Consider the following 21,560-nt stretch of genomic DNA (forward strand, 5'->3'; position numbering starts at 1 on the left):
CCCCCACCAGTCCTCGCGGTCCGATCGGTGGACGGTCCGACCGTCCCGACGGTCGTCTCTCAGCCGATGTCGACGGAGTACGACTTGGTGTCAAGGCGCCCCGAGCCCTTGAAGACCTCGGTGCCGGCCTCGATGCCGGAGACGTACTTGTCGTTGCTCAGCAGTTTGCGGCGGACCAGGGCCTGGGTGAAGTCGTCCAGGTCGAGCGTGGCGCTGGTGGTGTTGGCGCGGCGGACGAAGGAGTAGACGTTCCAGCCGATGTTGCCCTGGTAGATGTCCCACATCGCGCCGTCGAGGCTGACGCTGCCGTACTTGGTGCCCAGCGGGCCCGCGCCGCCCTGGCGGTTGAGCCAGACCATGATCTCGTCGGTGGGCTGGTCCTGCCAGTCCGCGGTGCTCTTGTTGTGCAGCCAGAGGTCGTAGGCCACGTCCGTGGTCCCCGGGTCGGAACTGAGGGTGAAGCTCCACTTCGCGGTGACCTTCTTGCGGTCGCCGACCCGGACGGGCAGGCCGGTGGCGGCCTTGTCGACCTTCCAGCCCCAGTGCCAGCCGAGGACCGTGCTCGCGTACGACTTCACGTCCGCGTCGGTGCCCTTGCTGTTGTTCGCCCAGGTGTACGACGTCCCCCAGGAGACCGTCGAGCCCGACTGGGAGTTGTCCCAGACGCACTGGGTGCCGGTGCCCTTGTCCTGGCCCCAGAGGTTGTTGTTGACGTAGTACTTGCCGAGCGTGATCGTGTCGAAGGCGGTGCACTTCTTGCTCGACTCGCCGGCCTGCGCCACGCCGACGCCGACGGCGGCCGCGAGGGCGACCGAGGCGGCGAGCAGCGTCTTCGCCTTCTTGGACAGGCGCGGTCTGCGGTGTTGCATCGAGGGGTCCTTCCGGGGGACGGTTCGGAGTACGACCCGTCTGACGGCCGTACGACCTCTTTGTCGCCGCCACCCCTTCGAAAGGTTGCCGACTCCGGGCTCCGAATTGGTTGTCGAAGCGCTTCGACAGCCTATGGACACCCACCCCCACTGGGGCTACTGTCGAACCACCCTCACTCGCCCTTGTCAGCAATGCGCACTGTCGAAGCGCTTCACAAAGCTTGGAGAGCTGGATGGTCACCCTCGCCGAGGTCGCCCAGCACGCCGGAGTCTCGGCGAGCACGGTGAGCTATGTCCTCAGCGGCAAGCGGTCCATCTCCACCACCACCCGGCAACGGGTCGAGCAGAGCATCCGGGAGCTGGGCTACCACCCGAACGCGGGCGCCCGCGCCCTGGCCAGCAGCCGGTCGAACATCATCGCGCTGATGATCCCGCTCCGTACGGACATGTACGTGCCGGTGATGATGGAGATCGCGATCGCGGTGGCCACCACGGCCCGCATCCACGGCTACGACGTCCTGCTGCTCACGGGCGAGGAGGGTCCGGACGCGGTCCGCCGGGTCACCGGCAGCGGACTGGCCGACGCCATGATCCTGATGGACGTGGAGCTGGAGGACGAGCGGCTGCCCCTGCTGCGCCAGACCGACCAGCCCTCCGTGCTCATCGGCCTGCCCGCCTCCACCTCCGGGCTGACCTGCGTCGATCTCGACTTCGGGGCGACCGGGGCGCTGTGTGTGGAACACCTCGGGAAGCTCGGTCACCGTGACATCGCTGTCATCGGCGAGGCCCCCGCGGTCTATGAGCGGCACACCGGATTCGCCGAGCGCACCCTCGACGGACTCCGGTCCCGCGCACGGGAGTTGGGCCTTCGGGTGCTGCACCGGCCGTGCGAGGGCGGGTACGACGCGATGGCCGCCACCCTGGCCCGGATCTTCGACGAGCGCCCGGGCACCACGGGCTTCGTCGTCCAGAACGAGTCCGCGGTGGAGCCGCTGCTCGCGCTGCTGCGCCAGCAGGGCCGGGCCGTGCCCGAGGACGTGTCCGTGGTCGCGATCTGCCCGGACCAGGTCGCCGTCCAGGCCTCGGTGCGGCTGACCTCGGTCGCCATCCCCGCCCAGGAGATGGGCCGGCACGCCGTGGAGCACCTGGTCGCCAAGCTGGACGGCCGGGGCAGTGACGAAGTCGTGCTGATCGCACCCGAGTTGACCGTACGGGCGAGCACGGGACCGGCGCCGGCCGGGTCCTGAACCCTTCTTCTTCCGGCTCATCTGCCCTGCCCTGCCGGGGCACCCCCCTGTCTGCACTCCTTCAGGAGCACGTGACATGAATCAGCCTGCCGAAAACCAGTCCGCGGACGACCAGCCCAAGGTCAGCCTCGCGCAGTCCTCCCCCACCGTCGGCACCTTCCGCGAGCGGGACGGCGCGCTGGAGTGGAGCGGGCGCCAGGAGACGCTGCGGATCGAGCCGTGGGGACCGGACGCGGTCCGGGTGCGTGCCCGGCTCGGCGGTCCGGTCCTCGACGGTCTGCCGGGCGCGCTGCTCGACGAGCGCCCATCCGCCGAGTCGACCGTCAAGATCGGTGACGGGGAAGGGTGGTTGACGGTCGGCGCGCTGACCGTCGAGGTGTCCGCCGAGGGCCTGGTCCGGTTCCTGCGCACCGACGACCTCTCGGAGATCCTCGCCGAGGAACGCGCCCACTTCTGGTGGCCCGGCCCGCGCCTCTACACGGCGGTCGGCAACGGCTACCACCGCCTGGAGCAGCGGTTCGCCGCCTACGAGGGCGAGAAGCTGTTCGGCCTGGGCCAGCACCAGCACGGCCGCCTGGACCAGAAGGGCCTGGTCCTCGACCTGGTCCAGCGCAACGCCGAGGTCTCGATCCCGGTGCTGGTCTCCAGCCGCGGCTACACCCTGCTCTGGAACAACCCGGCGATCGGCCGGGTGGAGCTGGCCGGCAACGGCACCCGCTGGGTGGCCGACTCGGCCCGCCAGCTCGACTACTGGATCACGGCCGGCACTCCGGCGGACGGGCAGCGCAACTACAGTGCGGCGACCGGGCGTTCGCCGATGCTGCCGGAGTGGGCGGCCGGCTTCTGGCAGTGCAAGCTGCGCTACCGCACCCAGGACGAACTCCTCGCCGTGGCCCGGGAGTACAAGCGCCGCGGCCTGCCCATCTCGGCGATCGTCTGCGACTTCTTCCACTGGACCCACCTGGGCGAGTGGAAGTTCGACCCGAAGGAGTGGCCGGACCCGGCCGCCATGGTCCGCGAGCTGGAAGAGCTGGGCATCAAGCTGGTGGTCAGCGTCTGGCCTTCGGTCTCCCCCCTGTCCGAGAACCACCCGGTCATGGAGCAGCGCGGCTACTTCATCGGCACCCAGTACGGCCCGATGGCGCACGCCGACTGGCCGGACAAGGAGGTGGCGTCGACCGTCCAGGTGGCCTTCTACGACGCCACCAACCCGGACGCCCGGGATTTCGTGTGGTCGAAGGTCAAGGAGAACTACCTGGACCCGTACGGCATCACGGCCTTCTGGCTGGACGCCTGCGAGCCCGAGATCAAGCCCGGCTTCCAGGAGAACCTGCGCTACTGGACGGGCCCCGGCCTGGAGGTCGGCAACAGCTACCCCGCCGAGAACTCCCGCACCTTCTACGAGGGCCTGCGCGCGGAGGGCGAGGAGGAGATCGTCACCCTCAACCGCTCGGCGTGGGCGGGCAGTCAGCGCTACGGGGCCGCCGTGTGGTCGGGTGACGTCCCCACCGACTTCGCCTCCCTGCGCCGCCAGATCGCGGCCGGCCTCAACACCGCGCTGTCCGGCATCCCGTGGTGGAACACGGACATCGGCGGCTTCCACGGCGGCGACCCGGACGACCCGGCGTACCGGGAGGTGATGGTCCGCTGGTTCCAGTTCGGCGCGCTGTCCCCGCTGATGCGCCTGCACGGCTTCCGCGACCCGGGCATGCCGCTGGGCCCCGACATGACGGGCGGCCCGAACGAGGTGTGGTCGTACGGCGAGGAGGCCTGCGCGATCCTGGAGAAGTACCTGCGGCTGCGCGAGCGCCTCAGGCCGTACGTCCTGGAGGTCATGCGGGAGGCCCACGAGGAGGGCCTGCCGGTGCTGCGGCCGCTGTTCCTGGAGTTCCCGGAGGACCAGGCGGCCTGGGCGGTCGACGACGCGTACCTGTTCGGCCGGGACCTCCTGGTGGCCCCGGTGCTGACGGCGGGGGCGACGGCGCGGACGACGTATCTGCCCGCGGGTGCCCGGTGGACGGACGCGTGGACGGGTGAGTCGTACGAGGGCGGTACGGCGGTGACGGTGGACGCGCCGCTGGATCGTATTCCGCTGTTCCTGCGGGACGGGGCGGAACTGCCGGTGACGGAGTAGTCCCGGCGGGTGGCGGTTACCAGCCGGTTAATGTCTCAACTCGGCGGTGTGGTGGGGCAGTTGGAGGGGGTAGTAGGTATCCCCTCCCTGTCCCCCCACGAAGGGTTCCGCTGCCGTGTCCTTGGGCCCGCTCTCCCTCACGCTCGCGAATCTGCTCCTCAGACCCTCCTCCCGCTCCCGCCGCACACCGGACCGTGCCTTCGAGCACCTGCTCGACACGGCCGGGCGGACGGAGGGCGACGAGGGGTTCACCGACGACTTCCGTCACCTGCTGCGATGTTGGTCGGGCGCCGAGCGCCTCACCCCGGTCGGCTGGCTGTCCGCGCGCGGCCATGTCGGCCGCCATCTCGTCAACCGGACGCGCATCCGCCGGCTGCTCGCCGAGCACCCCGGCATCGAGCAGGAGCCGATCGAGCGACCGGTGTTCGTGGTGGGCCTGCCCCGCACCGCCACCACCCTCACGCACGGCGTGCTGTCCCTCTCCGAGGACCACCGCTGCCCGCTCCTCTGGGAGTTGCTGACCCCGGACCTCGAACCCGGGCACGGGGACCGGCAGAAGGCGATCGCGGCCGCCCGTCGCCTGGTCGGCGGGATCAACCTGTTCGCCCCGCACTTCCGCCATATCCACGCGCTGCGCCCCGAGGGCCCGGAGGAGTGCACCTTCGCGCTGCCGCACACCGTGATGCCGCTGTCCCAGGCGATGATCCCCGAGTACCTGCCCTGGCACGAGACGCATGACTTCGAGGCCGACTACCGGTACCTCAAGCAGATCTACCAGGTGCTCCAGTACGGCCGCCCGCGCCGCCGTTGGGTGCTGAAGTCGCCGCTGCACCTGGAGAACCTGGACGCGCTGCGCGCGGTCTTCCCGGACGCCACCATCGTGTGGACGCACCGCGATCCGGCCACCGCCGTGGCCTCGTTCTGCAGCCTGGTCGAGCACGGCATGGCGGTGAACACCCGCCCCCTCGACCTGGAGTGGATCGGCGCCACCTGGCTGGAGCTGCTGGCCCGCTCGGCGTCCCGCGGCCTCGCCGCCCGTGCGGCCATTCCGCGCGAGTCCCTCGTCGACGTGCCGTACTCCTGGCTGGGCGCCGACCCGGCGGCCGGCGCCCCGAAGCTCTACGCGGCCGTCGGCGCCCGCTGGACCGAGGCCGACGCGGCCCGTCTCCCGGCGGCCGCCGCCCGCCCCAGGGGCACCCGCGTCCACAGCTACGACCTGGCCCGCTACGGCCTGAGCCGGGCCGACGTCGACGCGGCCTTCGCCGGCTACAACGCGCTGCGCGCGGAGGTCGACCGGGCCTGACCGCGAGGGGGTCGGCCCCGCACCGCACGCGGGGCCGACCCGGTTGCTCAACTGCTGCTGACGCTCTCGCTGTTGACGGTGAAGTCCAGCCCGCCGGACGAGGACGTGATCTCGAAGCCGAACTGGAAGTCACCGATGGTGACGTTCCCGAACCAGCCCTTGGTGTCCTTGATCCACTTCAGGATCGGCAGGACGTTGACGGTGCCGGAGGAGGAGTTCGAGGTGCGCACGAACGAGAAGACGTCGTTCGAGCCGTTGTTGCCCTTGTAGACGGTCCAGGTGTGGCCGCCCAGGGTCAGCGTGCCCTGCGAGGTGCCGAGCGGGCCGACGGCACCGGTGTAGTTCATCCAGAGCATGATCTCGTACTTGTAGCCCGTGTCCCAGATGTCGTACGACGTGTTGTACGCGCCGGACGACGGGACCGTGACGTTGTAGCTGCTGGAGAGCGAGGACAGCGAGGTGATCGACTTGCTGATCACCGCCTTGGCGTTCGGGTAGGACTTGATGCCGCTGGTGTTGGGGTGGTTGGCCCAGACCCCCCAGTTGGTGCCGGAGTTGGCCCAGATGCACTGGCTGCCGGCGCCGGAACCCCAGATGTTGTTGTAGAGGGTGTAGCCGTTCAGCGTGGTGTTGCCCCACTGGTCGCAGGAGCTCCAGACGGCGGCCGAGGCGGGGGCCGAGGCGAGGCCGACGGTGGCACTGAGGGCGAGCGCGGGGGCGATCAGGGCCTTGGCGACCCTGCGGAGCGTGCGTGTTGCCATGCTGTCCCTTCCAGGGGTGGGGGGAATTGCGGTGGCTACCACGTCCCCAGAGTGAGGACGTGGTCTTCTCCGGCGACCAGGTCGAGCGGCTGGGCGCCGGAGGAAGTCCACAGGTCGATACGGAGCGTCCGGTGCGGCTTCAGGACGGCACGCGCACCGTCCGGGGTCCAGGAAAGGTCGAGTTCGGCTCCGAAGCGGGTGCGGATGCCGTGGAGCCGGCCCTGTGCGAGGGCGGCCGGGAGCGCGGGGAGCAGGACCAGGCGGCCCGGGGTCGACTGGACGAGGGCCTCGATCAGCACGGCGGGCAGGGCGTGCGCCGCGTCGGCGTTGTAGACGTCGCGGTCCGGATAGTGGGAGCTCATCAGGGAGGCGTGGAAGAAGTCGCCGTCCAGGACCCGGGCGAGCGCGGCGGCGACCCGTTCGCCGTCCCGCAGCCGGGCCGCGATGAGCGCGTGGTGGAGGTGTCCGTGCGCCGAGTCGTTCTCGGCGCCGCGCAGTTCGAGCGCCCGGTGGGCTGCGGCCGCGAGCTCCGGGGTGTCGTACGGGGTGATCTCGTCGAGCGGCCAGACGCCGTACAGGTGGCTGAGGTGGCGGTGGTCGTAGCTGTCGTCGAGGCCGGGCCAGGCCCATTCGGCGAGGGCCCCGTCGGCGTTGATCCGGTGCGGGGGCAGCCGGTCGGCGAGGGCGCGCCAGCGGTCGGCGTCCGGTCCGGGGTGGTAGTCGGCGGCCGTGCGCAGGGCGTGCCGGGCGGCGGAGAGGTCCATCGCCGCGTTGAGCGCACCCCAACTGGCGCCCGCGGGCCGGTTCTCGGGCGAGTACGAGGGAACGATCACGATCCGGCCGTCCGTGTCGGTCCGGGTGAGGAAGTCCTCGTAGAACGCGGCGACTTCGGCGAGCACCGCCGCCGTACGCGGATCGCGCCCGCCGCGGATCTCGTCGTGGTCGACGAGCGGCTTGAGCAGCCAGTCGGCGCCGGCGGTCCACAGGTGCAGGGGGTACTCACGGCTGAAGTGGTACGACAGCCCGGACTCCCCGTCGCTGTGCGCGGGCGCGACCGCGCCCCGGGCGCCGAACACCGTACGGGCGTTCTCCCGCCAGTCGTGGAGCTGACGCCGCATCAGTTCTGCGCAGGCCTCGGTCACCTCGGGGAGGGCGGCGGCGGGCGCCGAGGCCGTCTGGAGGTTCACATTGGCGTCGTTGGTGAAGGCGCCGGACCAGGCGGTGTCCCAGTCGCCGGTCCACAGACCGGTCAGACGGGGCGGGTTGAGGCCGGAGGCGGAGAGCAGGTGGTAGCGGCCGGCGGCGAAGAGCCGCTCCAGCAGGGCCGCCTGCGACGGCCGCTTGACCAACTCGGAGCCCGGTAGAGCGCGTTCGGCCGGGTCGGCGGCCAGGTCGAGGGTGACGCGGTTGTAGGCGGTGCGGTGCAGGTCGAGGTGGCGGGCGAGGAGGGAGTCGTACGACTGCCCGTCCGCGAGGAGTTCGCGCAGCTCCCGTGTCTCGGCGCTCACGTCGAGTTCGCCGGTGTGGCGGCGGATGCGGGTGAGGAGGAGGACGTCGGTCGCGCCGGTGATCCGGACGCCGGGCGGGGTGAGCTCGGCGGTGCCGCCGGTGACGGCGACGAGGGTGACGCCGGTGTAGGCGCGGTCGCTGTCCGGGTAGCGGGCGCGGAGGGTGAGCAGGGCGCCCTCGGGGGTGCGGAGGGCGCCGTGGCCGACGCCCAGGGTCCGTGGGACGCCGGGGAGTCGGTGATCGAGGGAGATGTCGAGGTCGGCGGTGGTGGTGATCCGCTGGACGATCACGTCGTCCGCGCGGGAGACGAAGAGACGGCTCGTCCAGTCGTCGGTGGTGGCGGTGACCTCGCCGGTGGTGAAGTCGACTTGTCGCTGATAGCCGTCGGCGCCGCCGGGTGATCTGCGTCGTAGCCGGATCTGGAAGGCGGGGTGGAAGGGCTGGACCCACTGGAGGGGGCGGCCGTCGGTGAAGGTCTCGGCGGCTTTGAGGTCCCCGGCGAGCAACCGGTCCTGGACGTCGGCGAGTTCGGCTGCCAGGCGGGGCGGACGGGCGTGTTCGCCGCCGTTCGGGCGGACGAGGGTGTGCTGGGTGACGATGACGCGGTCGGCGTTCGGATCGCCGAACACAAGGGTGCCATGGCGGCCGTTGCCGCTGAGGAAGGCGTCCTCCCAGCGGCCGGCCGGGACTGGCTCCCAGGTGCCGTGGACGGGGCCGGTGGCCGTCGTGGCGGGGCCGGTGGCCGTCATGGCTTGAGCACCGCCACTCCGTACCGGTCGAGAACGACCTCGTCGGTCACGGTGGAACCGGTCAGCAGGTCCCGGTGTGTGCCGGGCACAGGGACCTTCACCGCCTCACGCGCGTGGTTGAACAGGAACAGCAGCTCGCCCCGGCGGACCGCCTCGACCCCCGTGGGCAGCCCGTCGAGCACCGGGCGGACCCCCGCCGCGGCGGCGATCCGGCCGAGCAGTTCGCGGAGTGCCTCCGGTTCCGGGAGGGTGGAGACGTACCAGGCGCGCCCGTTGCGCAGCACGGCGGGCAGTCCGTCGAGTTCGCCGCCCCGGTAGGGCACCGTCTCGGAGACTCCGGGCGCGGCCTCGATCTCCTCCGACCACAGGGTCCCGCGGAAGCCCTCGCACTCGACGGTCTCCCCCGTGTCCAGCGGCCACCACTCGTGCAGGGTGCGGATGCCGAACAGCTCGCGCAGCCGGGCGTCCATGCCGCCGGGGCGGATCCGGTCGTCCTCGTCGGCGATGCCGGTGAGGAAGCCGCTGACGAGGGTGCCGCCGCCGCGGACGTAGCCGAGGAGGTTGTCGACGGCGGTGTCGGTGAGGAGGTAGAGCTGGGGGACGACCACCAGCTTGTAGGAGGACAGGTCGTGTTCGGGGTGGGCGAAGTCGGTGGTGAGGTTGGCCTCCCAGAGGGCGCGGTGCCAGGCGTGCAGCACGTCGGGGAGGTCCACCTCGGTGGAGAGGCGGCCCTCGTGGGCGCCGGCCCACCAGGAGTGCCAGTCGTGGAGAACGGCGATGTCGGCACTGATATGACGGTCGGTCACCTCGGGGCCTATTTTTGCCAGTTCGGCGCCGAGCTGTTTGACCTCCTGGTAGGTACGGCCCTCCTCCCCCGCGTGGCTGACCATCCCGGAGTGGAACTTCTCCGCGCCCTGCCTGGACTGCCGCCACTGGAAGTAGCAGACGGCGTCCGCGCCACGGGCCACGGCCTGGAGGGACCACTGGCGGTTGAGGCCGCGGGGTTTGGGGTGGTTCACCCCGCGCCAGTTGACCGGTCCGGCGGCCTGTTCCATGAGCATCCAGGGGCCGTGGGCCTGGGAGCGGGTGAGGTCGTGGACGAGCGCGCCGTGCTGCGCGCCCAGCGGATCACGCGGATCGGGGTAGAGGTCGACGGAGACGACGTCCTCCTCGGCCGCCCAGCGCCAGGCGTCCTGGCCGATCCACAGCGGCATGAAGTTGGTGGTCACCGGGATGTGCGGGGTGTGCCGGGCGACGATGTCACGTTCGGCCGTGTAGCACTCCAGGAGCATGTCGGAGGTGAAGCGGCGGAAGTCCAGCACCTGGGCGGGGTTCTTCAGATAGTGGGCGTGGCGCGCGGGCAGGATGCCGTCCCAGGTGTCGTAGCCCTGGCTCCAGAAGGCCGTGCCCCAGGCGGAGTTGAGGGCGTCGAGGGTGCCGTAGCGCTCGCGCAGCCAGCGGCGGAAGGCGGCGGCGGCCTCGTCGCCGTGGTCGAAGGTGCAGTACTCGTTGTTGATGTGCCACATGGTGAGGGCGGGGTGGCCGCCGTAGCGGGCGGCGAGGTCCTCGGTGATGGCGGCGGCGTAGCGGCGGTAGGTGGCGCTGGAGTGCGAGAAGTGCTGGCGGCCGCCCCACCACTCGGTGTGGCCGTCGGCGTCCCGGGGCAGGGTGTCCGGGTGCAGCCGGCCCATCCAGGGCGGCGGGGAGGAGGTCGGGGTGGCGAGGACGACCCCGATGCCGTTCTCGTGCATCAGGTCCATGAGCCGGTCCAGCCAGCCGAAGTCCCGCTCCCCCGGCCGGGGTTCGAGCTTCGCCCAGGAGAAGACGCCCATGGTCACGGAGTTGACGCGGGCGGCCTTCATCAGCCGGACGTCCTCGTGCCAGGTCTCCTCGGGCCACTGCTCCGGGTTGTAGTCGCCGCCGAAGAGGATGCGGCCGCGGGTGGCGTCGGAGAGCCCCGGGGGCCTTCTCCCGGCTGTCATCGGACCGGCTCCCCGTACTGGATTCCGCGCCCGTTGGTGGCCAGGTAGACCCGCCCGTACACACGTGGGTCACCGGTGACGGCCTGCCCGATCCAGCCCCACTGGTGCCGGTCGTCGTTGATACGGACCCAGGTCGCGGCCTCGTCGTCGGAGCGGTACACGGCGGTGATGGCCTCGGTGGAGCCGACCAGGTAGACCGCCGGGTAGTCGGCGCCGGGTGCCGCCTTGCCGAAGCCGAGGGTGTAGGCGGCCCAGCAGTTGCCGACCTTGGTGAAGCTCGCACCCCCGTCGACGGACCGGTACAGCCCGTTCCACTTGACGCTCAGCCACAGGTCACCGGACCGGCCCGGGGCCGCGACCAGCTGGAACTGGCTGTCTCCGGCGGGCAGCCCGGTTGCACGCGCCGTGAACGAAAGGCCACTGTCAGTGCTGGCCTGTAGCGTTCCTGTGTCGGTGTCGTACGCGTAGAGGAGCGTCGGGTCGGCCGGGTCGGCGACCGGCGTGGCGCCCTTCGGGAAGGAGGAGATCTCGGTCCAGGTGGCGCCGTTGTCGTCCGACCGGTGGGCGGGGTACTTGGTCCCGTCCCAGTGCACGAAGGACCACAGCAGGGCGCTGCCGTCGGCGTTGGCGGCGATCGGCCCCGGTGCGTCGTGGGCGAGGGAGGGCTGGGCTGCGAAGGGCGCCCAGGTCCGGCCCCCGTCGTTCGAGTACGCGCCGTTGCCGTTGTCGCCCCAGCCGGTGCGTACGACGTACGCCGGCCTTCCCGCGGCCTGTGCGAGTCCCGTCGCCGACCCGAACACGGGGTTCGTGGCCATCCCGCGGGACGGAGACGCGGTCAGCCGCTCGTGGTACATCACGCCGATGTCCCCCGAGCCGCTCAGCAGGTGCGCCTCCCCGACCGGGGGCGACACCAGCCGAACCACGGACGTCTCCTCCAGGCCGCGGATCCGCGGGGCCCAGTGGACGAGGTCGCGGGTGCCGTAGAGGGTGGCGCCGGTGCCGTAGAGGATGTGCTTCGAGTCGTACGGGTCGACGGCGACGGCCTGGATCCACCACCCGAACTTGGGCTGGTCGCCGCCCCACTTCAGAAAGGGGGTCTCTGACACGTCGAAGACGGCGGAGTCCTTGAGGGAAGTCCAGGTGCGGCCGCCGTCGGTGGTCCGGTAGAGGGTGTCGACGGCCGCCCAGCGGTTGTTGGTGGAGACGACGACGGTGCCGGGGCGACGGGCGTCGACGGCGACCCCGCCGTAGCCGAAGGTGTCGCTGCCGGCGGGCGCCGCCGGGGTGACGTCCGTCCACCGGCCGGTGGCGACGGCCAGTTTGTGCACGCTTCCGTCCGCCTGGCCGTTGGGGCCGGGGGCGTCGGCGTACGTCACGTACAGCTCGCGGGCGTGGCAGTCGTAGGCGGCGCGCACCGGGATCTTGGCGGCGGTGCCGGTGGGCTGGTCCGGGACGGCCTCCCAGGCCGCCCCGTCGGTGGTGCGGTACAGGTTGACGGCGGTCGCGCCGCCGTCGCCGTCCGCCCAGCCGGCGTAGACGGCGCGGCCGGCGGCGACGAGGAGGCTGACGCCCTGGCCGGAGGCGGTGGGGGCGGGCGGGAAGCCGGTGGCCGCCGCCCAGGTGGCGCCTCGGTCGGTCGACTTGAGGAGTCCGTCGTGCCGGGTGCCCAGCCACAGGGTGTCGCTGTCCCGCGGGTCGACGAGGAGGCGCTCGCCCATGCCCCGGCCGTCCTCGTTGGCGCCGAGCTTCACGGTGAGGTCGGTGCGGGTCCAGGTGGCGCCGCGGTCCTCCGAGCGCAGGATCGCGCCGTTGCCGGCCCAGGACTGGGCGTAGGTGCCGAGGGCGAGGTAGAGCCGGTCGGGGTGCGCGGGGTCGATGGCGAGGGCCTCGACACCGAGGAGGTTCCAGTCGTCCCAGCCGAGGTGGTCGATGAGGGGGGTCCAGCGGGCGGCGGGGGCGTCCCAGCGGTAGGCGCCGCCGATGTCGGTGCGGGCGTAGGCGAGGTGGGGGGTGGTGGGGTGGAAGAGGACACCGGTGACGAAGCCGGTGCCGCCGATCACTGCGTTGCGCCAGCGGTACGCCTGCGGCTGGGGCTCGGCCGCGTGGGCGTTGCCGCTGAGGGCGGGGAGAGCGGTGAGGGAGGTTGCGGCTGCGGTGGCGGCGAGGACGGTTCTGCGGCTCAGGGTGGGCATGGGGAACCTTCGGTGGGCGTGGGTGGGTTGGTGGTCCGGGGCTGGGGCCGGGCGAGGGTGGGTCCGCTTACCGGCGCTGGCAGGGTGCCTCCCCCAGCCTTCGGCCGGGGGGACCCCCAGCGCCCACCCGTGCCGCCCCAGCGGCACGACTGCCCGCGGCTGGAGAGAAGCGGCTGGGGAACGCCCCTTCAGGGGCGCGGGGAACTGCGCGACCAGCCCCCACGCACCCGCAGTCGCCGACGCTCCCCCGCCGCCCCCTTCGGAACGCGCTGTCGGCTACCCCTTCACCGCTCCCGTCAGCATCCCCTTCTTGAAGTGCTTCTGGACGAACGGCGACAGGACCGCCACCGGCAGCAGCGCCATCACCATCACCGCCATCTGCACCGCCAGCCCCGACAGTTCGCCCGTCTTGATCGCCTGGGCGAGGCCCACCGGAGCCTCCTGCTTCTGGACCAACTGGATCATGACGTTCTGCAGCGGCATCTTGTCCTGGTCGTTGAGGTACAGGGACGCGTTGAACCACGCGCTCCAGTACCCGACCGCGTAGAAGAGCGTGATGACCGCGAGGACCGCACGGGACAGCGGCATGACGATCTGCCACAGGATCCGGAAGTCCCCGGCGCCGTCGATGCGCGCGCTGTCGATCAGTTCCTGCGAGATGCCCATGAAGAACCCGCGCAGGACGAGGATGTTGAAGACGCTCACCGCGCTCGGAAGGATCAGGGCGAGGTAGCTGTCGGTCAGGCCCAGGGACTGGACCAGCAGGTACGTCGGGATCAGGCCCGCGCTGAAGAACATCGTCGCGAGCAGCAGCATCAGGAACCAGCGGTGGCCGAGCGAGCCGATGCGCGAGAGGCCGTAGGCGCACAGGACCGACACGGCCATCGAGAACAGCGTGCCGACGAGGGTGATGAGGATGCTGATGATCGTGGCCCGGGTGACCTGGCCGCCGCTCAGCAGTTCCTTGTAGGCGACGAACGTGATGCCCTTCGGGATCATCACCAGTCCGCCCGCCTCGTCGATCGTCTTGCGTGAGGACAGGCTAGTGACGACCACGATCCAGAGCGGGAAGAGAATGCCCAGGCAGGCCAGGCCGAGGACCAGGCCCTTGCCCGCGAGGCCCGCCTTGCTGGGTTCCTCCTCCCACACCGGGCGGGGCGGAGCGGCCCACCGGGACGTTTCCCGTACGGGCGGCTTGTCGATGACGGCGGTCATTTCTTGTACACCCCCTGCTCGCCCATGAGATGGGCCACCTTGTTCGCGGCGAGGACCAGGCCGAGGCTGACCACGCCCTTGATGAGGCCGGCGGCTGCCGCGTAGCCGAAGTCCTGGTTGCGGACGCCGTTCCACCAGACGAAGGTGTCGAGGACCTCCGCGGCTCCGGGTCCGACGGCGGAGCGTTGGAGGAGGATCTGTTCGAAGCCGACGGTCAGCGCGTCGCCCACCCGCAGCACCAGCAGCAGGGCGATCACCGGGCGCAGGGCGGGGAGCGTGACGTGCCACATGCGGCGCCAGCGGCCCGCTCCGTCCATCGCCGCAGCCTCGTAGAGGTCCGGGCTCACGGACGCCAGCGCCGCCAGGAAGACGATGATGCCCCAGCCCGCGTCCTTCCAGACGCCCTCCGCCGTGACCAGGAACTTGAAGGTCGACGGGTCGGACATGATGTCGAGGCCGTTGTAGCCGTGCTGGCGCAGCAGCTGCGAGAGCAGGCCCGCGCCGCCGAAGATCTGCTGGAAGACGGAGATGACCAGCACCCATGAGAAGAAGTGCGGGAGGTACAGGATCGCCTGCGACAGTGCCCGTACCCGGGGCCGGACCACGCTGTTGATGACCAGCGCGAGGGCGATCGGGATCGGGAAGAACAGCACGAGTTGCAGGAAGAACAGCACCAGGGTGTTCTTCACCGCGTTCCAGAACGCCGAGTCCGCGAAGATCTGCTGGAAGTTCTCCAGGCCCACCCAGGCGCTGTGCAGCATGGAGACGATGCCGTTGTCGCTGACGTAGGGGTCGTAGTCCTGGAAGGCGACGATGTTGCCGAGGATCGGCAGGTAGTTGAAGACCAGGAGCAGCAGGACCGCCGGCAGCGTCATCAGGATCAGTACGCGGTCGCGTCTGAATCTGAGGCGCAGGCTCAGCTTTCCGGCCTTCTCCTTCTTCCCGGTTCCGGTGGTGTCGTCGGACGCCACCGGAGTCCTCCCCGCCTTGTCGTCTGCCTCGGCCCTGCTGCGAGGCACCGTGCTGTGGGACACGGCCGTTCTCCTTGCCTCAGTGCCTGGTCAGCTCGCCGAACCGGTCTCGTCGAGCAGCTTCTTGTACCAGTCGCGCAGCTTGTCGCCGCCCTTGCTCTTCCAGTCGGCGACGGCCTGCTGCATGTCGCTGATCTTCTTGCGGCCGCGGGTGATGTCGTCTTCCAGCTGCTCGAAGTCGTTCATGAGGTTGGTGTAGCGCGACGGCTCGGTGATCATCTGGCCGAAGAAGCTGGACTTCTTGGTGAAGGAGCCCATCCGCTGCTGCCACTCGACCTGGGCCTTGGCGACCTCGGGGAAGTCGGGGTGGGCGATGGTGGAGGCGGGGCTGGCGACCATGACGTAGGCGTTGAGGACCTCGTTGTTGCCCTGGGTGGTCTTGGTGGGCACGCCGTTCTTGACGGTGTAGTCGGTGCCCTCGGGGCCGTACTCGGTGAGCATGTACTCCTTGGTGCCGTACGGCGCGGCGGTGACGTTGGCGACGGCCAGCACGTCGCGGATCACGGACTCCGAGGCCTTCTTGTTGATGAAGGAGAAGATGCCGGCGGGTTGTTCGGCCCAGACCTGCGGGTTGCCGCCGTCGTGGGCGTAGACGTCCATGCCCCAGATCTTGTAGTCCGGGTTCTGGGTGGCCTGTTCGGCGGTGCGGCTCCACCACTGGCTGATGTCCTGGGCGTAGATCAGGAACTCGGCGGCCGCGAACTTGGGGCCCGGGTCGGGGGCGTTCTTGCCCAGCATGGCGTCGGGGTGCACGACCCCGGCGGCGAAGAGCTTGCGGGTCCACTCCAGCGCTTCGAGGTACTCCTGGGTCTCGATGCGGTTGACCATCTTGCCGTCGACGAGGTTCCAGCCGAGCGGCTTCTCGCTGCCGGAGAGCACGCTGAACATCTGCCAGGCGGTCCACTTCATGTCCATGCAGGCCCAGCGCTTGGCCTTGGCGTTGGTGATCTCCTTGGCCAGGGAGAGGAACTCGTCCGCCGAGCGCGGGACTTCGTACCCCTTCTTGTCGAAGATGTCCTTGCGGTAGAGGGGCACGATGTTGGTCACGTACGAGGAGGGCATCGGCAGCCCGCGCAGCTTGCCGCCGAAGATGCAGCGCCGCCAGGCGTCGGTGGGGATGGCGGCCAGGTTCGGGTAGTCCTTGACCTTGTCGCCCGACAGGTAGGGCCCGAGGTCGGCGAACTTGCTGATGATGGCGGTGGGTATCTTGCCGCCCATGTTCCAGTTCGGGATGACCACGACGTCCGGCACGTCGCTGGAGGCGAGGACCGCGCCCAGCTTCTGGTCGTAGGTGTTGCCGTCCTGGTTCTGCCAGACGACGTCTACGCCGATCAGGTCGTTCATCGCCTTGTAGTAGGCGTTGTCCTGCTTCGGCGGGGAGCCCCAGAACGGGGACATGATGGTGACCTTGCCGCCCTTGCCGAGCTTCTTGGGCACCGAGGTCTTCAGGGTGGCCAGGTCCAGCTTGCCGGTGAAGCCGATCGAGGAGCCGTTCTTCGACGGGATGTCCGGGGTCACCACGTTGTTCGCGACGTAGGACGGCAGCAGCTTCTTCGCGTCCTTCCCCGAGGAGGAGCCCCCTCCCGACCCGCTGTCCGACGCCCCGCAGGCGGCGAGCAGCGGCATTCCGCCCGCCACCGCCGCGGTCGCGACTGCCGTGGAGGCGAGGAAAGTTCTCCGGCTCGGCCCGGAGGGGGCGGAAGCGGCGTTCGGCGTCATTGCGTCAACCCTTCATGGCGCACCAGGACACCCGGCGGTGGCCGTCGGCTGCGGTGTCTCGAGTGGAACTGGCTGAGCTGAAGCGGTCCTCCGACCAATGTCCGGTCGATGCGGTGCGTCCCGGGGGCGGACCGGCTAGTCGAAGCGCTTCGATGTTGCTGCGAGGTTAAGTGAACACCCGGGGGTGCACAAGGGTCGCTTCCAAGATTCCTCCGAGGTATCGGGGATGACCTCTTCTTATGCGCCGCTTGAAATTGCGGTGAGCATCCCTTGACACCCACCCCTGCGTCGAATGAGCATCGAAGCGCTTCGAAAGGGCCTCGCCGCTCCATCGCAAGGGGAACCGCACGTGACCGCACAAACGCCGCCTACGCCGCCTTTCCGCGATCCGCACCTGCCGTTCGCGAAGCGCATCGACGACCTGCTGACACGGCTCACCCTGGACGAGAAGGTCTCCTTCCTGCACCAGTTCGCGCCCGCCGTCGACCGTCTGGGCATCGCCGCGTTCCGCACCGGGCAGGAGGCCCTGCACGGGGTCGCCTGGATGGGCCCGGCGACGGTGTTCCCGCAGGCGGTGGGTCTCGGCGCGACCTGGAACACCGATCTCGTACGACGGGTCGGCGAGGCCGTGTCCAAGGAGGTGCGGGCGATGCGCGCCCGCGACGACCGCGTCGGCCTCAACGTCTGGGCCCCGACGGTCAACCTGCTGCGCCACCCCCTCTGGGGCCGTAACGAGGAGGGCTACTCCGAGGACCCGAAGCTGACCTCCGCCATCGCCACCGCCTATACGCACGGCCTGCGCGGCGACCATCCGGTGTACTGGCGCACGGCCCCCGTCCTGAAGCACTGGCTGGCCCACAACAACGAGACGGACCGCGCCACGTCCTCCTCCTCGGTCCGCCCGCGCGTGCTGCACGAGTACGACCTGCGCGCGTTCAAGGAGACCGTGGAGGCGGGCGCGGTGGCCGGGGTGATGCCCGCGTACAACCTGATCAACGGCCGCCCCAACCACGTCTCCCCGTATCTGCGCGAGCACCTGCGCACCTGGACCGACGAGGACCTGCTGGTCTGCTCGGACGCCGGCGCGCCCAGCAACCTGGTCGACCACGAGCACTACTTCGACACGCACGAGGAGGCCACCGCGGCCGCCCTCCTCGCCGGCGTCGACAGTTTCACCGACCACGGCACGGACGGCTCGCAGATCGTCGCGCGGGTCGAGGGAGCCCTGGAGCAGGGCCTGTTGACGGAGGCCGACATCGACACGGCGGTCCGCCGCCAGTTGTCCGTCCGCTTCCGGCTGGGCGAGTTCGACCCGCACGACGATCCCCACGCGGACTCCGCCGAGTTCGACACCCCGGCGCACCGCGCCCTCGCCCAGGAGGCGGCGGAACAGGCCGTCGTACTCCTGAAGAACGACGACGATCTGCTGCCGCTCGCGCCCGACAGCCGGGTGGCCGTGGTCGGGTTGCTCGCCGACGAGTGCAAACTCGACTGGTACAGCGGTACGTTGATCCACCGCTCGACTCCCCTGGAGGGCCTGTACGAGCGGTTCGGGGCGAAGCGTGTGGAGTTCGCGGAGGGTGTGGACCGGGTCCGGCTGAAGCTCGCGGACGGCACCTTCCTGCACGTACCGGCCGCTCCCGAGGCCGGTGACGAGGTGCGCGGCGCGGAAGGCGCCCTGGACCCGGCGCTGCTGGCGGGCCGGACGGACCTTCCCCCGCTCACCGCCGACGCCACCGGCACCGAGTTCGCCCTCGTCGACTGGGGCGAGGGGGTGCTGACGCTGCGCGCCCCGGACGGCCGCTACCTCTCGGTCGCCGACGACGGCTTCGTCCGGGCCGCCGCGGACCAGCCCGGCGGCTGGGTCGTCCAGGAGACGTTCCGCCTGGAACCCCACGAGAACGGTCACCTCCTCCGGCATCTCGGCTCGGGTCGCCATGTCTCGGTCGCCGCCGACGGTGTGAAGGTTGCCGCCGGGAACGCCTCGATCTTCGAACTGATCATCGTCGAGCGGGGTGCGGACGCCGTCGCCAGGGTCGCCGCCGCGGCCGACGTGGTGCTGGTGGTCGCGGGCAACGACCCGCACCTCAACGGCCGCGAGACCGAGGACCGTACGACCCTGGCCCTGCCCCCGCAGCAGGAACGGCTGCTGCGGGCCGCCCGCGCCGCGAACCCGCGCACGGTGCTGGCACTGGTCTCGGCGTACCCCTACGCGGTGGACACGGCCCGACTCCCCGCCGTGCTCTGGACGGCCCACGGCGGCCAGGCGGCCGGCACCGCCCTCGCCCGTGTCCTCGCCGGTGACGTCTCCCCCGCGGGCCGCCTCCCGCAGACCTGGTACGCGGCCGACGCCGACCTTCCCGACCTGCTCGACTACGACATCCTCGGCGCCCGCCAGACGTACCTCTACTTCGAGGGCACCCCGCTCTTCCCGTTCGGCCACGGGCTGTCCTACGCGTCCTTCTCCTACACGGACCTCACGACCGAGGTGACGGACGGAGCCCTCCGTGTCTCCTTCACGGTCGCCAACACCGGCGACGTGACGGCGGACGAGGTGGCCCAGCTCTACACGCGGGCCGTCGAGCCGTCGTCGGTCCGTCCGCGCCGCGAGCTCCTGGCCCACCGCCGTCTCACCCTGGCCCCCGGCGAACGCACCGGGCTGACCTTCGAAGTCCCGCTCTCCGCCTTCGAGTTCTGGGACGTGGCCCGGGGCGGCCGACGCCTGGAGCACGGTCCCTACGACGTGCTGGTCGGCGCGTCCAGCGAGGACATCCGCCTCCGTACGACGCTGGTCCTGGACGGCGAGGTCGCGGCACCCCGGCCTGCCGCCGAACGCGGCCTGGCAGCGGCCGACTTCGACGAGCAGTCGGGCATCGCGATCGTGGACCGCACGAAGACCGAGGGCGACGCGGTCACGCCGAAGGGCGACGGCTCCGGTGAACTCGTCTACCGGGACTGCGACTTCGGCCAGGGAGTGACGGAGGTGTCCGCCCGGTTGTCGGGCGCGGGCACCCTGGAACTCGCCCTGGACGGCGGCCCGTTGCTGGCGGTGCTGACGCTCACGGAACCGACCCGGGACCTGTACACGTACACCTCGCTCACCGCCGGCATCGTCGCCGAGGGCGTCCACGACGTCCGCCTCAGGCTGCGCGGCCCGCTGCGGCTCGCGCACGTCGGCTTCTCCGGTTGAGGGTCCGGAGCGGCCGGCACGGAGAACGGCCGCAGCCCCCGCACAGCGGGCTGCGGCCGTTCTTTCGCTCCCCTACCCGTCCGTGGCAGGTCAGAGGGCGAGGCCGGTGAGGACCAGGACGCGCTCGTAGGTGTAGTCGTCCATCGCGAACTTGACGCCCTCGCGGCCGACGCCGGACTGCTTGGCGCCGCCGTACGGCATCTGGTCGGCGCGGTAGGAGGGGACGTCGCCGACGATCACGCCGCCGACCTCCAGCGCGCGGTGGGCGCGGAAGGCGGCCTGGACGTCGTGGGTGAACACGCCCGCCTGGAGGCCGTACTTGGATTCGTTGACGGCGGCGAAGGCCTCGGCCTCGCCGTTCACCTTCTGCACGGTGAGGACGGGACCGAAGATCTCCTCGCAGGCGACGTCGGTGTCGGCCGGGACGTCGGTGAGGACAGTCGGCGCGAAGGTCGCTCCGTCGCGGTCACCGCCGGTGAGCAGGGTGGCGCCGGCCTCGATGGCCTCCTTCACCCAGACCTCGACGCGCTCGGCGGCGGCCTCGCTGACCAGCGGGCCGACGTCGGTCCTGTCGTCGGCGGGGTCGCCGGTGACCTGGGCCTCGACGGCGGCGACGATGCGCGGGAGCAGGCGGTCGTAGACGGAGGCGTCGGCGATGACCCGCTGCACGGATATGCAGGACTGGCCGCCCTGGTAGTTGGAGAAGGTCGCGATACGGGTCGCGGCCCAGTCCAGGTCGGCGTCGCTCGCGTAGTCGCCGAGGACGACGGCCGCGCCGTTGCCGCCCAGCTCCAGGGTGCAGTGCTTGCGGGGCACCGAGTCCATGATCGAGTAGCCGACCTTCTCGGAACCGGTGAAGGAGATGACCGGGAGGCGCTCGTCCTGGACGAGGGCGGGCATGTGGTCGTTGGCCACCGGGAGGACGGACCAGGAACCGGCCGGGAGGCCCGTCGTCTCGGCGAACAGGTCACCGATGATCAGGCCGGAGAGGGGGGTGGCGGGGGCCGGCTTCAGGATGATCGGCACGCCGGCCGCGATCGCCGGGGCGATCTTGTGGGCGCACAGGTTGAGCGGGAAGTTGAACGGCGCGATGCCGAGGACGACGCCCTTCGGGAAGCGGCGGGTGAGCGCGAGGCGGCCCTGGCCGCCGAGGTCGGTGTCCAGGCGCTGGGCCTCGCCGCTGTTGAAGCGCCGGGCCTCTTCGGCGGCGAACCGGAACACGGACACGGCGCGGCCGACCTCGCCGCGCGCCCACTTGATCGGCTTGCCGTTCTCGGCGGAGATCAGCCGGGCTATCTCCTCGGTGCGCTCGACGAGGCGCCGGCTGACGTGGTCGAGGGCGGCGGCGCGGATGTGGGCCGGGGTGGCGGCGAAGTCGTCCCGTACGGCGTACGCGGCGGCGACGGCTTCCTCGACCTGGGCGTCGGTGGGGACGCCGACCTTGCCGACGATACGGCCGTCCCACGGGTTGGTGACGTCGAAGGTGTCCTCGCCGGTGACCTGGCGGCCGGCGAGCCAGAAGGCGTGCGTGGAGGTCATGAGGATCCCGGCCTTTCCGCGTATGGGATGGGTACTTGGCTTTCGTGGTCCACGGTAGGCGTGGGAGCGGGAAGCGGCGCTTGTCCGGGGTGTAGTGGTGAGCGGCGGGGGTGCGCCGGT

General features: G+C 70.7%; 13 protein-coding genes. 4 read left to right on the forward strand and 9 right to left on the reverse strand.

All coding sequences use genetic code 11. The annotated features are described in order from the left end of the window. Positions 1–59 precede the first annotated feature (59 nt). Positions 60–869, reverse strand: a complete 810-nt coding sequence (locus AB0D85_RS26900; protein WP_362325163.1) for an endo-1,4-beta-glucanase — start codon at positions 867–869, stop codon at positions 60–62. Between the two features lie 233 nt (positions 870–1,102). Between AB0D85_RS26900 and AB0D85_RS26905 the strand changes: the two genes are divergently transcribed. The 3 genes from AB0D85_RS26905 to AB0D85_RS26915 all read left to right on the forward strand — a co-directional run bounded on the left by AB0D85_RS26905 (position 1,103) and on the right by AB0D85_RS26915 (position 5,553). Continuing rightward, on the forward strand, positions 1,103–2,116 hold the full coding sequence (locus AB0D85_RS26905) for a LacI family DNA-binding transcriptional regulator (RefSeq protein ID WP_362325166.1): 1,014 nt from the start codon (positions 1,103–1,105) through the stop codon (positions 2,114–2,116). Between the two features lie 76 nt (positions 2,117–2,192). Beyond that, positions 2,193–4,250, forward strand: coding sequence for a glycoside hydrolase family 31 protein (locus tag AB0D85_RS26910; RefSeq protein WP_362325169.1), 2,058 nt, complete (start codon positions 2,193–2,195; stop codon positions 4,248–4,250). A gap of 115 nt (positions 4,251–4,365) precedes the next feature. Further along, positions 4,366–5,553 carry a sulfotransferase gene (locus tag AB0D85_RS26915; RefSeq protein WP_362325172.1) on the forward strand — a complete coding sequence of 396 codons (1,188 nt, stop codon included), beginning with the start codon at positions 4,366–4,368 and terminating at the stop codon, positions 5,551–5,553. A gap of 47 nt (positions 5,554–5,600) precedes the next feature. Here the strand turns inward: AB0D85_RS26915 and AB0D85_RS26920 are convergent, their stop codons facing one another. From AB0D85_RS26920 to AB0D85_RS26950, 7 genes are all read right to left on the reverse strand, one after another. Next, positions 5,601–6,314, reverse strand: coding sequence for a hypothetical protein (locus tag AB0D85_RS26920; protein ID WP_362325175.1), 714 nt, complete (start codon positions 6,312–6,314; stop codon positions 5,601–5,603). A 35-nt stretch (positions 6,315–6,349) separates the two neighbouring features. After that, positions 6,350–8,572: a glycoside hydrolase N-terminal domain-containing protein gene (locus tag AB0D85_RS26925; RefSeq protein WP_362325178.1), complete on the reverse strand. Its 2,223-nt coding sequence runs from the start codon at positions 8,570–8,572 to the stop codon at positions 6,350–6,352. Next, positions 8,569–10,554 carry a beta-galactosidase gene (locus tag AB0D85_RS26930; RefSeq protein ID WP_362325180.1) on the reverse strand — a complete coding sequence of 662 codons (1,986 nt, stop codon included), beginning with the start codon at positions 10,552–10,554 and terminating at the stop codon, positions 8,569–8,571. The genes AB0D85_RS26925 and AB0D85_RS26930 overlap by 4 nt, the downstream gene beginning before the upstream one ends. After that, the gene (locus AB0D85_RS26935; protein ID WP_362325183.1) at positions 10,551–12,746 is read right to left on the reverse strand and encodes a 1,4-beta-glucanase; all 2,196 of its coding nucleotides are present in this window, start codon (positions 12,744–12,746) and stop codon (positions 10,551–10,553) included. Before AB0D85_RS26935 ends, AB0D85_RS26930 begins: the two co-directional genes overlap by 4 nt. A gap of 276 nt (positions 12,747–13,022) precedes the next feature. Next, entirely contained in the window at positions 13,023–13,961 is a 939-nt protein-coding gene (locus tag AB0D85_RS26940) for a carbohydrate ABC transporter permease (protein ID WP_362325186.1), read from the reverse strand. Next, positions 13,958–14,995, reverse strand: coding sequence for an ABC transporter permease subunit (locus AB0D85_RS26945; RefSeq protein ID WP_362325189.1), 1,038 nt, complete (start codon positions 14,993–14,995; stop codon positions 13,958–13,960). The genes AB0D85_RS26940 and AB0D85_RS26945 overlap by 4 nt, the downstream gene beginning before the upstream one ends. Before the next feature lie 27 nt (positions 14,996–15,022). Beyond that, positions 15,023–16,711: an extracellular solute-binding protein gene (locus tag AB0D85_RS26950; protein WP_362325192.1), complete on the reverse strand. Its 1,689-nt coding sequence runs from the start codon at positions 16,709–16,711 to the stop codon at positions 15,023–15,025. A gap of 349 nt (positions 16,712–17,060) precedes the next feature. On the opposite strand from AB0D85_RS26950, the gene AB0D85_RS26955 reads away from it, so the two are divergent. Continuing rightward, positions 17,061–19,901, forward strand: coding sequence for a glycoside hydrolase family 3 C-terminal domain-containing protein (locus AB0D85_RS26955; protein ID WP_362325195.1), 2,841 nt, complete (start codon positions 17,061–17,063; stop codon positions 19,899–19,901). Between the two features lie 90 nt (positions 19,902–19,991). On the opposite strand, the gene AB0D85_RS26960 is transcribed toward AB0D85_RS26955, so the two are convergent. Then, entirely contained in the window at positions 19,992–21,440 is a 1,449-nt protein-coding gene (locus AB0D85_RS26960) for an aldehyde dehydrogenase family protein (RefSeq protein ID WP_362325198.1), read from the reverse strand. Positions 21,441–21,560 lie beyond the last annotated feature (120 nt).

Origin of the sequence: Streptomyces sp. NPDC048277 (assembly GCF_040652235.1) — a bacterium.
Taxonomy (GTDB): Bacteria; Actinomycetota; Actinomycetes; order Streptomycetales; family Streptomycetaceae; genus Streptomyces.

Bases quoted from the DNA above. Each gene is read 5' to 3' on its own strand.
- AB0D85_RS26900 (WP_362325163.1), bottom strand. From the start codon at position 869: ATGCAACACCGCAGACCGCGCCTGTCCAAGAAGGCGAAGACGCTGCTC.
- AB0D85_RS26905 (WP_362325166.1), top strand. From the start codon at position 1,103: ATGGTCACCCTCGCCGAGGTCGCCCAGCACGCCGGAGTCTCGGCGAGC.
- AB0D85_RS26910 (WP_362325169.1), top strand. From the start codon at position 2,193: ATGAATCAGCCTGCCGAAAACCAGTCCGCGGACGACCAGCCCAAGGTC.
- AB0D85_RS26920 (WP_362325175.1), bottom strand. From the start codon at position 6,314: ATGGCAACACGCACGCTCCGCAGGGTCGCCAAGGCCCTGATCGCCCCC.
- AB0D85_RS26925 (WP_362325178.1), bottom strand. From the start codon at position 8,572: ATGACGGCCACCGGCCCCGCCACGACGGCCACCGGCCCCGTCCACGGC.
- AB0D85_RS26930 (WP_362325180.1), bottom strand. From the start codon at position 10,554: ATGACAGCCGGGAGAAGGCCCCCGGGGCTCTCCGACGCCACCCGCGGC.
- AB0D85_RS26935 (WP_362325183.1), bottom strand. From the start codon at position 12,746: ATGCCCACCCTGAGCCGCAGAACCGTCCTCGCCGCCACCGCAGCCGCA.
- AB0D85_RS26940 (WP_362325186.1), bottom strand. From the start codon at position 13,961: ATGACCGCCGTCATCGACAAGCCGCCCGTACGGGAAACGTCCCGGTGG.
- AB0D85_RS26950 (WP_362325192.1), bottom strand. From the start codon at position 16,711: ATGACGCCGAACGCCGCTTCCGCCCCCTCCGGGCCGAGCCGGAGAACT.
- AB0D85_RS26960 (WP_362325198.1), bottom strand. From the start codon at position 21,440: ATGACCTCCACGCACGCCTTCTGGCTCGCCGGCCGCCAGGTCACCGGC.